This window comes from Pseudarthrobacter sp. P1 (genome assembly GCF_050156935.1).
Classification (GTDB): domain Bacteria; phylum Actinomycetota; class Actinomycetes; order Actinomycetales; family Micrococcaceae; genus Specibacter.
On the sequence record NZ_CP189584.1, the window covers coordinates 1,061,002 to 1,075,960 of the forward strand.

Annotated in this window: 13 protein-coding genes; 5 read left to right on the forward strand and 8 right to left on the reverse strand. The window is 69.4% G+C overall.

The genetic code is table 11. From position 1 onward, the window contains the following. Positions 1–6: 6 nt before the first annotated feature. Positions 7–1,020 (reverse strand): heat-inducible transcriptional repressor HrcA, encoded by a 1,014-nt coding sequence (gene hrcA, locus ACQCSX_RS05040; protein WP_427017979.1) that lies wholly within the window; start codon positions 1,018–1,020, stop codon positions 7–9. A gap of 177 nt (positions 1,021–1,197) precedes the next feature. Between hrcA and ACQCSX_RS05045 the strand changes: the two genes are divergently transcribed. Together ACQCSX_RS05045 and ACQCSX_RS05050 are read left to right on the forward strand one after the other, a co-directional pair. Continuing rightward, positions 1,198–2,049 carry a DUF3097 domain-containing protein gene (locus ACQCSX_RS05045; RefSeq protein ID WP_427017980.1) on the forward strand — a complete coding sequence of 284 codons (852 nt, stop codon included), beginning with the start codon at positions 1,198–1,200 and terminating at the stop codon, positions 2,047–2,049. Positions 2,050–2,115: 66 nt separating this feature from the next. Then, positions 2,116–2,553 (forward strand): DUF4870 domain-containing protein, encoded by a 438-nt coding sequence (locus ACQCSX_RS05050; RefSeq protein WP_427017981.1) that lies wholly within the window; start codon positions 2,116–2,118, stop codon positions 2,551–2,553. Positions 2,554–2,756: 203 nt separating this feature from the next. Here ACQCSX_RS05050 and hemW read toward each other — a convergent pair whose 3' ends face one another. Both hemW and lepA read right to left on the reverse strand, forming a co-directional pair. After that, positions 2,757–3,986 (reverse strand): radical SAM family heme chaperone HemW, encoded by a 1,230-nt coding sequence (gene hemW, locus ACQCSX_RS05055; RefSeq protein ID WP_427017982.1) that lies wholly within the window; start codon positions 3,984–3,986, stop codon positions 2,757–2,759. 21 nt (positions 3,987–4,007) lie between these two features. Beyond that, positions 4,008–5,864: a translation elongation factor 4 gene (gene lepA / locus ACQCSX_RS05060; RefSeq protein ID WP_427017983.1), complete on the reverse strand. Its 1,857-nt coding sequence runs from the start codon at positions 5,862–5,864 to the stop codon at positions 4,008–4,010. Between the two features lie 294 nt (positions 5,865–6,158). On the opposite strand from lepA, the gene ACQCSX_RS05065 reads away from it, so the two are divergent. Continuing rightward, positions 6,159–6,770, forward strand: a complete 612-nt coding sequence (locus ACQCSX_RS05065) for a type II toxin-antitoxin system PemK/MazF family toxin (RefSeq protein WP_427017984.1) — start codon at positions 6,159–6,161, stop codon at positions 6,768–6,770. 210 nt (positions 6,771–6,980) lie between these two features. After that, positions 6,981–7,241, forward strand: coding sequence for a 30S ribosomal protein S20 (gene rpsT / locus ACQCSX_RS05070; RefSeq protein ID WP_427017985.1), 261 nt, complete (start codon positions 6,981–6,983; stop codon positions 7,239–7,241). Positions 7,242–7,499: 258 nt separating this feature from the next. Here the strand turns inward: rpsT and holA are convergent, their stop codons facing one another. The 3 genes from holA to ACQCSX_RS05085 all read right to left on the reverse strand — a co-directional run bounded on the left by holA (position 7,500) and on the right by ACQCSX_RS05085 (position 12,724). Further along, positions 7,500–8,513, reverse strand: a complete 1,014-nt coding sequence (gene holA, locus ACQCSX_RS05075) for a DNA polymerase III subunit delta (protein ID WP_427017986.1) — start codon at positions 8,511–8,513, stop codon at positions 7,500–7,502. 30 nt (positions 8,514–8,543) lie between these two features. Beyond that, on the reverse strand, positions 8,544–10,559 hold the full coding sequence (locus ACQCSX_RS05080) for a DUF222 domain-containing protein (RefSeq protein WP_427017987.1): 2,016 nt from the start codon (positions 10,557–10,559) through the stop codon (positions 8,544–8,546). A 635-nt stretch (positions 10,560–11,194) separates the two neighbouring features. Then, positions 11,195–12,724: a ComEC/Rec2 family competence protein gene (locus ACQCSX_RS05085; protein ID WP_427017988.1), complete on the reverse strand. Its 1,530-nt coding sequence runs from the start codon at positions 12,722–12,724 to the stop codon at positions 11,195–11,197. 136 nt (positions 12,725–12,860) lie between these two features. Between ACQCSX_RS05085 and ACQCSX_RS05090 the strand changes: the two genes are divergently transcribed. Then, positions 12,861–13,704, forward strand: a protein-coding gene (locus ACQCSX_RS05090) for an IS5 family transposase (RefSeq protein ID WP_427018933.1) whose coding sequence is annotated in 2 segments (ribosomal slippage) — positions 12,861–13,166 and positions 13,168–13,704 — 843 coding nt in all. Because the reading frame shifts where the segments join, the coding sequence is not laid out codon by codon here. Here ACQCSX_RS05090 and ACQCSX_RS05095 read toward each other — a convergent pair. Both ACQCSX_RS05095 and ACQCSX_RS05100 read right to left on the reverse strand, forming a co-directional pair. After that, positions 13,645–14,067, reverse strand: coding sequence for a hypothetical protein (locus tag ACQCSX_RS05095; protein WP_427017989.1), 423 nt, complete (start codon positions 14,065–14,067; stop codon positions 13,645–13,647). The two genes, ACQCSX_RS05090 and ACQCSX_RS05095, sit on opposite strands and share 60 nt — an antisense overlap. Further along, positions 14,068–14,901, reverse strand: coding sequence for a helix-hairpin-helix domain-containing protein (locus tag ACQCSX_RS05100; RefSeq protein WP_427017990.1), 834 nt, complete (start codon positions 14,899–14,901; stop codon positions 14,068–14,070). Positions 14,902–14,959 lie beyond the last annotated feature (58 nt).

The following is a 14,959-nucleotide window of genomic DNA, read 5'->3' on the forward strand; positions in this document are numbered from 1 at the left end:
GTGGAGCTAGCCGGCCAGAATTTTTGAAAGATACCGGGCGACGGCGCGCACCGCGGCCATGGTGGTGGGGTAGTCCATCCGGGTGGGCCCCAGGATGCCGATCTTGGCGGCGGCGTCCGGCCCGTAGCCGGTGGCAACCACGGAGGCCTCCGACAGGGAATCGTAGGGGTTCTCCCGGCCGATGCTCACGGCCACGCCACGGTTGTCGCTGGCCATCTCCGAGAGCAGGCGCAGCATGACCACCTGCTCCTCCAGGGCGTCAAGCACCGGGCCGATGCTCAGCGGGAAGTCCACATTGGAGCGCGCCAGGTTGGCCGTGCCGGCCATCACGATCCTGTCCTCGCGGGCCGCTGCGGCCAGCTGGATCAGGGCTGTGGCCAGGCGCAGCCCGGCGGCCCGCAGCACCAGCGGCAGCGTGGCCGGAACCTCGGCCAACACCCTGGGCAGCGCGGACAATACGGTGCCGCCCGCGGCGCCAAGGAACCAGTTGCGCAGCTGGGACAGGCTCTCCTCGTCCAGCTGCTGGCCCGCGTCGATCACGCACTGCTCCACCTTGCCCGAGGCGAGGATCAGCACAATCAGCACCTGGTGCGGCGCCAGCAGGACAAATTCAATGTGGCGCAGCGTCGCCGTGGCCGTGCGCGGGTACTGCACCACCGCGACCTGGTTGGTCAGCTGGGCCAGCGTGCGCACGGTGCGCTCCAGGACGTCGTCGAGGTCGTTGGAGCCGTTGAGCAATGCCTCAATGGCACGGCGTTCGGCGGCCGTGAGCGCCTTGACGGCGGACAGCTGGTCCACAAAGAGCCGGTAGCCCTTGTCCGTGGGGATGCGGCCACTGGAGGTGTGCGGGGCAGTGATCAGCCCCTCCTCCTCCAGCGCGGCCATGTCGTTGCGGATGGTGGCACTGGAAACGCCCAGATGGTGCCTGTCCACCAGGGCCTTGGACCCGACGGGCTCGCGCGAATGCACATAGTCCTCAACTATGGCGCGCAACACCTCAAGCTTGCGTGGTTCGCTCATGAGCCCACCTCCTCAACCTCTGCCTCTGACACCGCGGCGCCATTGCGCACCCGGTTCCCGGGCGCGTTAGCACTCTCCGTACCCAAGTGCTAAGTCTAATACCTTCTCCGGCACCGCTGGCGTAGGCGGCCGCCGACCCTTGTTAGCATGGGTTTTCCCGCAATGAGAGTGAGCACCGTGTCGTACAGCCATTGGGGTCCCCAGGACCTCTCCGCCCCCGCAGCACGCGTCCTGCCCAAGGTCCCCGCCAACCACGGCGTGGTCCTGGAGGATGTCCAGTCCGGTTGGGTGGGCGCGGTGGTCCGCGTCGAGAAGAGCGGCGGCATGCACATCATGGTGCTGGAGGACCGGCGCGGGAAGACCACGTCCTTCCAGCTCGGCTTCGGCTTCCTGCTCGACGGCGCCCCCGTGGAGGTGGTGGGGCCCGAGGTCCGCACCATCAAGGCCGCCGCCCAACGCACCGCGTCCGGCTCCGTCAAGGTCACCGGCCAGCGCGCCCAGGTGGCCAAGGCCAGCCGCATCTGGGTGGAAGGCAAGCACGACGCCGAACTGGTGGAGAAGGTCTGGGGAGACGACCTCCGCGTGGAGGGCATCGTCGTCGAGCCCCTCCACGGCATCGACGACCTGGCCGGCGCCGTCCGCGACTTTGCCCCCGGGCCCGGACGGCGCCTGGGCGTCCTGGTGGACCACCTCGTGCCCAATTCCAAGGAGTCCCGCATCGCGGAGGACGTACTGCGGATGCCGGGCGCGCGCTCCAATGTACTCATCGTCGGCCACCCCTATGTGGATGTCTGGCAGGCCATCAAGCCGTCGACCTTGGGCATCAAAGCCTGGCCGCAGGTGCCGCGCACCATGGAGTGGAAAGTGGGCATCCTCACGGCCTTCGGCTGGCCGCACGGCACGCCGCTGGACATTGCCATGGGCTGGAAGCGGTTGCTGGGCAGCGTCAAAAGCTACGCGGATCTTGAGCCGACACTGCTGGGGCGGGTGGAGGAAGTGATCGACTTCCTCACCGCTGACGTATCCTAAAAGGGAGATGGCCGCACCGCCCACGGCGGAGGGCCACCGTCCCCGGAACATATAGAGGAAAACACTGTGGCCAATCCAGCCGGCGGAACACCCCACCGTCCTGAGCAACACCACGAGCCATCGCAATACCAGGGGGCCTCGGCCAACGCCCTGCCCCTGACGGCCTCCGAAGACAAGCAGTGGGCCTTCATCGCGCACTGCGGCGGGATTTTGGGCTTCATCCCGTCCCTGATCGTGTACCTGGTGTTCCGCGACCGTGGCCCGTTCACGGCACAGGAGTCCAAGGAAGCGTTGAACTTCACCCTGCCGCCCACGGTGGTTGCGGCCGCGTGCAACCTGCTGGCCTTGGTGGTCTCCATCTTCCTCCCCGCGCTCGGATCGGTCTTCGCGTTCCTTGCCGTGGCCATCTGGGTGGGCCTGACGGTCTTCTCGGTGATCGCGGCCATCCACGTCAACCGCGGCCAGCCGTACCGCTACCCGGTGAACCTGCGCCGCATCCACTAATCCCCGGCGGCTCCCCGGATTCGCAAGCTCATCCGTGGGCCCTCGCCGCCGTGGGCCCAATCACCAGCTGCCACAACTCGCTTCGCTCGGCCAGGGAACCCGGTGGGCGTGGGCCCAGCCGGCGGCTCCCAAACCAACAAGAAACCGGCCGTTCCCATCATGGGAACGGCCGGTTTTTGGTTGTGTTGCCAGGGAGCCTGCGCTCAGTCGTCCAGCAGCTGGCGCACCACGGCGTCGGCCAGCAGGCGGCCCTTGAGCGTGAGCACCAGGCGGCCGGCAAATGCCGCCGCAGGCTCCACCAGTTCCCGGGCAATCAGACCAGCGACGGCGGCACGGCCGCCCGCCGGCAGCGAGGCGGTCTCGATGCCCTCGGCCAGGCGGGCCGTCAGCATGATCCGCTCCATCTCACGGGTGGAAGCATCCAGGGTTTCGCGGCCGGCGGCCGGTGATTCCCCGCGCTCCAGGCGCCCGGCGTAGGCGGTGGGGTGCTTGACGTTCCACCAGCGCACACCGCCCACATGGGAGTGCGCACCGGGGCCGATCCCCCACCAGTCGTCCCCGCGCCAATAGGCGAGGTTGTGCCGGCAGGCGTCCTGGGGTGTGCGGGCCCAGTTGCTGACCTCATACCAGCCCAGGCCGGCCGCGCTGAACATCGCATCCGCCATGGCGTACTTGGTGGCGTGGTCGTCGTCGTCGATGGCCGGAACCTGGCCGCGGCGGATCTGCGCCGCCAGCTTGGTGCCCTCTTCGACGATCAACGCATACGCGGAGATGTGGTCGGGTTCGTAGCTAAGGGCGGTGCGGACCGAGGTTTCCCAATCGGCTTCCGATTCCCCGGGTGTGCCGTAGATCAAATCGACACTGACCTTCAGGCCTGCCCCGCGGGCCCACTCGATGGCCTGTGGCACCCGCGCCGGCTCATGGGTGCGGTCAAGCACCTTGAGCACATGCGGTACGGCGGACTGCATGCCGAAGGACACCCGGGTGAATCCGCCGTCGGCGAGCTCGCGCAGCGAGTCCGGCGTCACGGAGTCCGGGTTGGCCTCGGTGGTGACCTCGGCGCCGTCGGCCAGCCCCCACTCCCCGACGGCGGCGGCCAGGATGGAGACCAGGTCGCCGGCCGGCAGCAGCGTGGGTGTGCCGCCGCCGAAGAACACCGTGTCCATCGTGCGGGCGGGCAGCCCGGAGGACTCAAGAGCCCGGGCGGCAAAGGCCACCTCTTTCGCGGCCGTGGCCGCGTAGGCATCCTGCGAGGCGCCCCCGCCCAGCTCGGTGGCGGTGTAGGTGTTGAAGTCGCAGTACCCGCAGCGCACGGCGCAGAACGGGATGTGCGCGTACAGGCTGAACTTGCGCGACGACGCGCCCTCGGCCGCTTGGGCCGGGAGCACGCCGTCGGCCGGGGCCGGATCGCCCAAAGGCAGGGCGCTAGGCACGGGCACCCTTTACAACGCGGATCACTTCTTTGACTTGTCCTTCGAGGATTCGTCGGAGGACAGTGCGGCGATGAAGGCCTCCTGGGGGACCTCCACGCGGCCCACCATCTTCATGCGCTTCTTGCCTTCCTTCTGCTTTTCCAGCAGCTTGCGCTTACGGGTGATGTCACCGCCGTAGCACTTGGCCAGCACGTCCTTGCGGATGGCGCGGATGCTCTCGCGGGCAATGATGCGCGCGCCGATGGCGGCCTGGATGGGCACCTCGAACTGCTGGCGCGGAATGAGCTCGCGCAACTTCCCTGTCATCATCACACCGTACGCGTACGCCTTGTCGCGGTGGGTGATGGCGGAGAAGGCGTCAACCTGCTCGCCCTGGAGGAGGATGTCCACCTTGACCAGATCGGCCACCTGGTCGCCGTCGGCCTTCCAGTCCAGCGAGCCGTAGCCGCGGGTCTTGGACTTGAGGATGTCGAAGAAGTCGAAGACGATTTCCGCCAGCGGCAGCCGGTAGCGGATCTCCACCCGGTCCTCGGAGAGGTAGTCCATGCCTCCGAGAATGCCGCGGCGGCTCTGGCACAGCTCCATGATGGCGCCGACAAACTCGTTCGGCGCCAGGATCGTGGCGGAGACCATCGGCTCGCGGACCTCGGCGATCTTGCCGGTGGGGTACTCGCTGGGGTTGGTCACCTGGATGACCTTCTTGTCTTCGAGCATGACCTCGTACTCCACGTTCGGAGCCGTGGAAATCAGGTCCAGGTTGTACTCGCGCTCCAGGCGCTCACGGGTGATCTCCAGGTGCAGCAGGCCCAGGAAGCCCACGCGGAAACCGAAGCCCAGCGCGGCGGAGGTCTCGGGTTCGTAGACCAGCGCGGCATCGTTCAGCGTGAACTTTTCCAGGGCATCGCGCAGCACCGGATAGTCCGTGCCGTCCAGCGGGTAAAGGCCGGAGAAGACCATGGGCTTGGGATCCTCATAGCCGCCCAGGGACTCCGCCGCCGGCTTGTGCAGCGTGGTGACGGTGTCACCCACCTTGGACTGGCGGACGTCCTTCACACCGGTGATCAGGTAGCCCACCTCGCCCACGCCCAGCCCCTTGGACGGCGTCGGCTCCGGGGAGCTCACACCGATCTCCAGCAGCTCGTGCGTGGCCCGGGTGGACATCATCTGGATCTTCTCGCGCGGGGACAGGTGCCCGTCCACCACGCGGACATAGGTGACCACGCCGCGGTAGGTGTCATAGACGGAGTCAAAGATCATTGCACGGGCCGGAGCGTTGGGATCGCCCTTCGGAGCCGGAAGCTCGCGGACGATCTGGTCCAGCAGTTCTTCCACGCCGACGCCGGTCTTGCCGGAGACCATCAGGACGTCCTCCGGCTTGCCGCCGATCAGGTTGGCCAGTTCCGCGGCGTACTTCTCCGGCTGGGCGGCCGGCAGGTCGATCTTGTTCAACACCGGAATGATGGTGAGGTTGTTTTCCATGGCGAGGTAGAGGTTCGCCAGGGTCTGCGCCTCGATGCCCTGGGCGGCGTCAACCAACAGAATGGCACCTTCACAGGCAGCCAGCGACCGGGACACCTCATAGGTGAAGTCAACGTGGCCGGGGGTGTCGATCATGTTCAGGCAGTAGGCCTGTCCATCCACTTCCCACGGAATGCGCACGGCCTGGGACTTGATGGTGATGCCGCGTTCACGCTCAATGTCCATCCGGTCCAGGTACTGGGCCTTCATGTCCCGCTGCTGGACAACGCCGGTAAGCTGCAACATCCGGTCTGCCAGGGTGGACTTACCGTGGTCGATGTGGGCGATGATGCAGAAATTCCTGATGATCGCCGGATCGGTTGCGGCGGGCACCGGGGCAGTGCGGGCCATGGGTGACACTCGCGGTTCCTAACTGTCGACTGGGTGGTGCCGGGACAACGCTTTGCCGCGCCCGTCCCAGCACGGCGGCACCGGCATGGAACAACCGGCACAACAGAGCCTTATTAGTCTCCCACGTTTGCCCGCCGGGCGGGGCACCGAAACCGCGGCAGGGCCGCACCCATGGCCTGGCGCCGACCACGGCACGGTGGAATGCACCGACGGCGGAGCGGTGCCCGGTGCCGGCCTGCTTCCAGCGGCGCCAGCCACCCCGGTCCTCTGCCTGGGCCGCCACGGCTGGCATAGGCTGGGGAAATGGCATCGACATTTGACCGCATTCTTGGCCTGCTGCGCTCCGCGGCCAAAGCATTCCTGGCCGGCAGCAGCCAAAGCACCAAGACCCGGCCGGGCACGCGGCCGCCCGGCCAGCGCCCTCAACGGCCCGCTGGCACCCCGGCACCCAAGGCGGGCTCACGCACCGCGGCCCAGCGGCCGCCGTCGGGCCCGGTCCTTGGCGGTCTCTCCTCCGCGTACCCGGGCGACTTCCGCGGCACCGGCACCGTGCGCTACTCCCCCGCGCCGGACGGAAACCCTGACCCGGGCGAAGTGGTGTGGACCTGGGTTCCCTTTGAAGAGGACTACAGCCAGGGCAAGGACCGCCCGGTCCTGCTGATCGGCGCATCCCGCGGACGGCTGCTGGGGCTCATGCTCACCTCCAAGGACCGCACCAACGACCACCGCGGCGATAACGACTACCTGGACCTAGGCACCGGCCCGTGGGACAAGCAGGGGCGTCCCAGCGACGTCAAGCTGGACCGCATCCTGCAGATCGATCCGCGCGACATCCGGCGCGAGGGATCCATCCTGGACGCCCGCCGCTTCGACACGGTTGCCACCGCCCTGCGCAGCCGGCATGGCTGGCGCTGACCACCTGCGACACGCCGCCCGCATGCCCCGTGCAAGTCTGCGTGCGGCGGCCCCCCATCTGCTAATCTTGGTACTTGTGTGTGTCCGTGCAGGTCGGCGGATGCAACAGGTTGGCCGGACGTTCACCAAATTCGAGCATCCCCACGCCGCTGTCACTGGTCAACCTACGCCCTCTACGACCGAAGTCCGCATTAACAAGAGAGTTCAAACGTGGCTAATATCAAGTCCCAGAAGAAGCGCATCCTCACCAACGAGAAGGCGCGCCAGCGCAACAACTCGGTGAAGTCCGAGCTGAAGACCGCGATCCGTGCAGTAAACACGGCGCTGGCTGCAGCCGACAAGGATGCCGCTGTGGCCGCAGTGGTGACTGCTGGCCGCAAGCTGGACAAGGCTGTCAGCAAGGGCGTCATTCACGCCAACAACGCTGCCAACCGCAAGTCGGCCATCTCCAAGAAGGTTAACGCCCTCTAAGAGAGCCGCTAGCAACACGCTCTGCGATGTTGTGGCCGGTGCCCACTGGGTACCGGCCACAACTGTTTTAAGCGCTGGTTTGGGCACTGCTTTGTGCCCTGCTTTGGGCACTGTCTTGGGCATTGGCCGCTGCGGCCGGGCATGGATGGGGCCAGCTGTGCATGGCGGGCGTGCGGGCCTGGCATGCGGGGCGGGTACGACGGCGGCGCGCGGCGGAACGCCGTCGTCGTTCGAGCGAGTGCGGAACTGCAGCCGCGGCTACCGACGGACGGCGGTTGCTATCACAGTGACGGCCCGTTCGACGGCGTAGACCGGGTCCCGGCCCTCACCCTTGACCTGGGCATCGGCCTCGGCCAGCGACTGGATGGCACGGACGAGTGACTGCTGGTCCCAGGCGCCAACATCGCGGCGCGCCTGGTCCACCTGCCACGGAGCCATCCCGGCGTCGCGGGCGATCTGGGCCGAACTGCCCCGGGCCGAATACACCTTCGCCAGCGTGCGCACCTTCATGGCCAGCGCGGCCACCAGCGGCACCGGGTCCACCCCCGTGGCCAGGGCGTGCCGGAGCGTCGACAGAGCCACCGGACCATTGCCGGCCAGCGCCGCATCGGCCACACGGAACGCCGTCGCCTCCACCCGGCCGCCATAGTATTTGTCCACCACATCCGTGGTCACCTGGCCCGAAGTGTCCGAGACCAGCTGGCTGCACGCGGCGGCTAGCTCCGACAGCGTGGCACCGACAGCCGCCACCAGCGCACGCACGGCCGCCGGATCAATCCGCCGGCCGGCCAGCTTGAACTCCGTGGACACGAATTCGGCCTTCTCGGCGTCCTTCTTCAGCGCCAGGCATTCGACCACCGGCGCACCACTGGCCTTGACGGCATCCAGCAGCTTCTTGCCGCGGGTGCCGCCGCCATGGTGGAGGGCAACGTTGACGTCCGGCTGGGCATCGGCGATGTAGGCCAGCGCGTCTGACAGGAAGGCATCATTCATGGTGGCCAGATTGGTGACTTCGATGAACTTCGCCTCGCCAAAGAGCGACGGGCTGGCGGCCATCGTGAGCTCGCCGGCCGCGTAGGTCGCGGCGTCCATCTTGGTGACTTCGAGGTCGGGATTGGCCGCCCGCAGCTTGCGCCGCAGGTTCTCCAGCGCGCGCAGGGCAATGAACTCTTCCGGCCCCTGGACCAGAACCACCGGTGCCGTCGGAACATCGCGCCAGCTGGCGGTCGACGAGCGGCCGGCGGCGCCCCGCGGAGCTGCAGGCGGGGTCATCGGGGCATCACGGAGCTAGGAAAGATCACGTCATCTAGACTCCCACGGTGCACCGACAATCCCAAGCCCGGCCCGCGGCCGGCTGTCCACGCGGCTGGGGACGTTCGCCGAGGCCTCGACCGGGCGCCGTCTTCGGTGGTCGACCCAGCGAGGAACGGGCGCGGAGACCCTGCGGGACACACGGTCGCGGGCTCTGCGCGTGGCCGTGCGGCCCTGCCGGCGTGGCCCCTGGTGGCCCGACCGGACCGGGTCAGCCGTCGTCCTTGAGCATGGCCCGGAGGCGTTCGTCACCCCAGACCTCGACCCAGTTGACGCAGTCCCGCTCGGATTCGGCCCGGAGCCGGTCCTCCGCGCCCCACAGGGCCCGGTACTCGGCCAGGGCACGGGCCCTGTCCTCCTCGCCCCAGGCCCCGGACGGGTTGCCGCGGTCCTGCCCGGACAGGGCAGCCGCGTGGGCGATCGTGTCGTCAAGCCAGTGCGGGTACGTTGGCGGAAAGGTGTCCGATGTGGCGGGGTGGTGGGCCGTCCCGGCCGGTGACGTCCAAACAGGTTGGCCGATATTTCCGTCCATTTCGGGGGTCCAGCCACGCACCTTGGGCAGGGCTGTGCCGTCAGGGCGGGTGCGCGGCCTTCTGGGTGGTTTCCCCTGCCGGTTTTTGCCGTCCTTTTCGTGTTTGAGCAGGTGGTGTTTGGGGCACTCGCTGGCGAGGTTGGCCGCGGTGGAGTCCCGCCGTCCTCCCAGGCGAGCAGGTGGTCCAGTTCGGTGTGCGCGGTGGCGGTGTTGCAGCCGGGGAACGTGCAGGTCCGGTCCCTGGCGCGCAGCCAGGCCCGCATGGCCTCGCTGACCCGGTACCGTTCCGGGGCCTGGTCCAGGGCCTCCCCGGTCACCGGGTCGGTGAGCAGGCGCAGGAACGAGGGCGCCCCGGCGGCCAGGTCCCGGGCAATGGAGGCGGGGATCGGGCCGTAGCCCTCCAGCTCGGCCGGTTCATCCGTCAGCCCAAGCAGGGCCAGCGCCGGGACGGTGACGAGGATCTGCGTGGCCGGGGCGGGCACCTGTCCGTGGCCGCCGGGGCCGCAGCCGCCCAGTGCGCCGCCGCGGCCATCTCCGGCTGGGCCGTGTCCATCACCGTCGGCTTCCCCTCCAGTGTCGATGGTGCCGGCAATGCCCCCGAGCGGGCCCAGCAGCAGGGCCGCGGCGACATCGGCGCGCAGCTGGGCCAGGGGGCGCGGTTCACCGGGTCCTTGGAGGCCGCGGGCGGCGGCGGTGCACCGGTTCCAGACCGCCTGCCCGGCCGCCGCGGAGAGCTGCAGGTGCAGGGAGGACATCCCGTCAACCTCGGGCACCAGGACCAGGGAACGCTTCTCAAACGCCATTTTCGCGCGGGTTTCGATGCTGGCCGGGTGGAGGCGTTCGCGCCGCCGCCGGGCCTTCTCGGTGAACTTGGGCACCGTCGCCCCGGCGGCCAGGGCCACGAGTTCGGCCTCGAACGCGGCCACCTCGCCCGGGTCGATGCCGGGGATGTCCCGGACGGCCTCGACGTGGTCCAGCACCGCGGTGGCGTGCCGCCAGGACAGGTCCCCGGCCTCCAGGGCGGCCAGGGTCGGCCCGTGGTCGCGGACCAGCGCGACGGAGTGGTCCATCAGCCGGTGCGCGCTCTGTTCGGGGATGGTCAGGGCGGTGGCGAGTTCGGCGACCGCGGCCGAATCGTGGACACCGGCCTGCCAGCCGTCCAGGCCCAGCGCCCAGGCCTCGGTGCGGGCCGCGGCGTGCAGACGTTCGGCCAGGGCCGCCTGGTGCGCGGCAACCCGGGCGGAGAACCGGGCCAGGGCGGCCAGGGCCGCGGCGGCGTCGTCGTAGTCGGCCCGTGCCGCGGCGAGCACCCCGTCGAGCAGGGTATCGGGGCAGGGGCCCGGACCGGGGACCGCACGGGCTGGAGGAAGCATAGGCAAGCGGACGGCGGTGATCAGTTCCGCGAGGGTGGGCCGTGCCCCCTGCGCGGGTGTCCCGGCACCGGTGCCGGGTGTCTGGTTCGGTGAACCGTCCATGAATCCATTCCACCAGAAGGCACCGACATTAACCCCTCCGAAAGGGGCCACTTGGGTGTGGTGGGGAAAGATTGTCGAAAATATTCTCCGCAGCACGGTGCGCCGACAATCACCAGCCCATCCGCCGTCAGGATCTCCACACGGCCGGTCTCCACACGGCCGGATCTCCACCCGGCCGCTAGCGACCTCGGTCGATCACCGTGGCCTGGGCCCCAGCGGCGAGGGACCTGCGGTGAGCTTGCGAGCCGTGGGAACGGCCGGGGACGGTCACCGAGGGAAGGTACACCAGACGGTGGTCCGGGCGCCTTCGTCGGTGGTCGACCGAGCGAGGAACGAGCGCACGGAGACCTCGACGAGACACGCGGCCGGGTCTCCACACGGGGCCGGGTCTCCACACGGCCGCAAGCGGCCTCGGTCGACCACGGTGGCCTGGGCCCGGGGCCGCGCGGGACCCGCTGCGAGCTTGCGGGCCGTGGGAGCGGCTGGGGAGCGGGGAACGAACGCGCGGAGACTGCGGGCATGCCACGGGGCCAGACGGTGGTCTCGGGCTCGGCCAACGGAGGCGGCCGCCATCGGGTGCCCGACGGGCCCGGCCAGCGGAAGCCGCCGTCATGGGACGCCCGGCGGGCTGCCGATCAGCCGCTGGCGGCCGAGGCGAGTATCCAGGCAACGATGCCGGCGGCAAGGGACAGCAGTGCCACCAGCAAGGGGAACCCGGCCACTGCCGCCAGGGGTGCGGGCAACCACCGCACCAGCACCACCAGCAATGGCCGCAACCGCGCAGCATTCACGCTGGCCCACAGACCCGCCACGAAGACGAGGGACAGCGCAGCCATCAGGACTGCTCCCCCGGCGCCTTCGGGCCACGGTAGGGACGCGCCGGGCAGGGCAGCCGCAAAACGGGCCGTCGATGCCACCCACCCAACGCCCAGGCCCGCCACGCCTGCGCAGCCCTCGGCCAGCCACGGCAACCACAAGGCGGCGGCGAGTCCGAGCGTGCCGACCATGGTGACCAGGGCAACCACCGGCGCCGCCACCATGTTGGCCGGCACGGCAAACACCGCCAGCCGCGGGGAGAGCAGGACAATGGCGGGCGCACAGAGCAACTGGGCCGCCACCGGGATGGCTATGGCCTGGGCCAGCCAATGCGGCATCCAGACGGCCAACCACCGCGCGCAGCGCTGTCCCACCAGCAGCAGCCCCAGGGTGGCGAGGACGGAAAGGATGAAGGCAAAGTCCGTGGCCAGCCAGGGGTCGGCAATCAACAGCCCGACGACGGCGCAGGACAGCCAGGCGCCGATCCGCCGTGGCCTGCCGGTGAGCATGGCTGCTGCGCCCAGGCCACCCATGACCGCCGCGCGAAGAACACTCGGATCCGGCCCCACGACGGCGACAAAGCCGAGGAGTCCCGCACAGGCCAGCAACGCCGCGGGCCAGCGGGGTATGCGCAGGCTGCGCGCCAGCAGCAGCAGCGTGGCCAGCACGATGGTGCAATTGGCGCCGCTGACGGCCGTCAGGTGGGTCAGCCCAACGGTTTTCATCGCGTCGGACAAATCGGCGGGAAGGGCGCTCCGCTCCCCTGTGACCATGCCGCGCAACAGGCCCACGACGTCGGACGACGCCGGGCCCCAACGCCGCTGGGCCGCCTCAGCCCAGCCCTGCCGGATCGACGCCGTCGTGCTCTCCCAGCCGGAGGGTGCCTGCCGCTCCAGCGGCGCAGTCTTGGCGGTGAGGAAGGCCACGCTTCGCTCGCCCGGGTCCGATGGGCGCAGGGTTCCGGCCAGCCGCACCCGGGTGCCCGGTGGAATGCCGGCCCAGTCGGCACCGCCGATGAGCACCACCGGCGCGTCAGCGGCAAAGCGGACCCCACCGGCCGTACCCTCCACCAGGGTTGCCGCCACCAGGATCCTCCCGTCGAAACCGCCAGCGGCCCTGGCCTCCGATGCGATGACCACCTGGGCGCCGATGGTTGCACCGGAGGCCACCGCACCGGCCAACTGCCCCCGGCCGCGCACCTCTGAGGTGGCCGCCACACCCGCGAACACTGCCGCGGCGCAGAACACCGCCACCGCAACAGGGAAGACTGCGCGGAACCGGGCATCGGATGGCCTGGCTCCCAGGATGAGCAGGGCGGCGCCCACACCAGCCAGGGCCAGCCCAGCCACCCGCGAGACGGCCGGCGGCGCGGAACACCCTAGGGTGTGTCTCCTAATCAGTGGTTTTGCGGTTTGGCATGATTGATGGGTGCCTTCTCGCTATTCCGTGTTGTCCGATGCCCAGTGGGAGTCCATTGCCCCGTTGATGCCCGATTCGTCGGGGAAACCGGGCCGACCCTTCAACGACCACCGGCTGATGACCGAGGGCATCATCTACCGCTACCGGGCAGGGATCCCATGGCGTGATCTCCCTGCCTATTTCGGGTCGTGGAAGACCGTGTGGAAGCACCACCGCCGCAACGCCGCCAACGGGACCTGGGACAAGGTCCTGGCGGCGTTGCTGACCCGCGCGGACACGGCCGGGCTGATCAACTGGGAGGTCTCGATCGACTCCACGGTCAACCGTGCCCACCAGCACGGCACGAACCTGCCCCGCCACACAGGGGGACCTGTCGAATTACAGGAATCTGCTCGACGAGCCTGAGGACCATGCCATCGGCCGGTCCCGCGGCGGGCTGACCACCAAGATCCACGCCCTGGTGGATGGCAACATGCGTCCCCTGGTCCTGCTGCTGGGGCCGGGCCAGGGCGGGGACTCGCCGATGTTTGAGAACCTCATGGAGGCCCTGAAGGTAGAAAGGCCCGGTCCCGGCCGGGCCCGCACCCGCCCGGACCGGGCCATGGCCGACAAGGCCTATTCCTCCAAAGCAATCCGGGCGTACCTGCGCGGGCGGGGCATCGAGTGCGTTATCCCGGAAAAGGACGACCAGAAGGCCAACCGGAAACGCAAGGGCTCCGCCGGGGGACGCCCCGTCAGATACGACAGGGACGCCTACAAACGGCGCAATGTGGTCGAGCGCAGCTTCAACACCCTCAAGCAATGGCGGTCCCTGGCCACCCGCTACGACAAACTGGCCCTCACCTACCGCTCAGCGGCCGTCCTGCACGCCGTCGTCATCTGGAGCGCCGCATTGGGAGACACGCCCTAGGACCGCCCCCACCCAGGCCAGTGCCACGGCGGGCACCAGCCGCAGGTCCACCGCCCGCCGGGGCTCGTCGTTGGACAGCTCCCGGCTGCGCTCCCGCGCCCAGTGGACGACGGCGGTCCCCAGCGTCCGCGCCAGGCGCCGCACGCCGTGGCGCAGCGGTGGGCCGGATTGCACCCTGCGGCGCCCGCCCATACCCACGCCCGGGGCGGCACCGTGCACCGATCCTCGGGCGGCAGCACCGCGGGCCAGCCCCGGGGCCAGCCCTACACCGCCAGCATCGCGCCCAGACCCGGGGTCCGCCGATCCGCGGACCCCTCGGACGGCTGCCCGGGCGAAGGCCTCCCATGCTGGCCGCTCCGGCATCTAGACCGTCACCAACGGCAGGAGCGCCTCGAGCATCTTGGCCCCGATGCCACTCACGGCGTCCAGCTCCTGGATGGAGTTGAATTTGCCATGTTCGGTGCGCCAATCCACAATGCGTTGGGCCAGCACGGGTCCCACCCGGGGCAGCTGCGCCAGCTGTTCGGCAGTGGCGGTGTTCAGGTTGATCTTGGCCCCGCCCGGCACCACCGCACCCGCAGCGGGCACCGGCACGCCGGAGCTGGCCTGGGCCTGGGTCGGAACCAGAATCCGGGCGCCGTCGTCCACCGCCGCTGCCAGATTGAGCGCATCCGGGGCGGCATCGGGCAGCATCCCGCCGGCCGCGTCGATGGCTTGGTAGACCCTGCTGCCCGGTGCCAACTGGACGATGCCTGGACGTGCCACGGCTCCGGCAACGTGCACCAGAATGCGGGCGTCCGCCGCTCCACCGGATTCCGGTGCAGCCATCGAGCCGGTGGCACCGGCCGCCGCCGCACTATCGGTCCCCGGGAGCGCCGCGCCACTGGTTCCGGGCGGCGGCACACCAACAGGTGCCGGTCCCGTGTCTACGGCACCGGAGTCAAATTGGACCTGCGCCTGCTGGAACCAGAGCACCGCGGTGATGCTCGCCAGGACAGCGAGCACCAGCACCACCGCCCGCAGCGTGATCCGCCACCGGATCTCCGGCAGGCCTAGGACCGTATCCGGACCATCGGCCACGGGCCCAGCTGCCGGCCCACCACCGCCGGTTCCGCCGCCGTCCCACGCCAGGCGCTGGTCAAGGCCCTGGCCGTGGTCCAAGCCATGGTCCGGGTCCAAACCAAGGAGTGCAGCCAAGCGGCGGCGGGCGGGAGCCTCCTCCCGCCGTCGTGAGCGCCTCCCCTGACCGGCCATC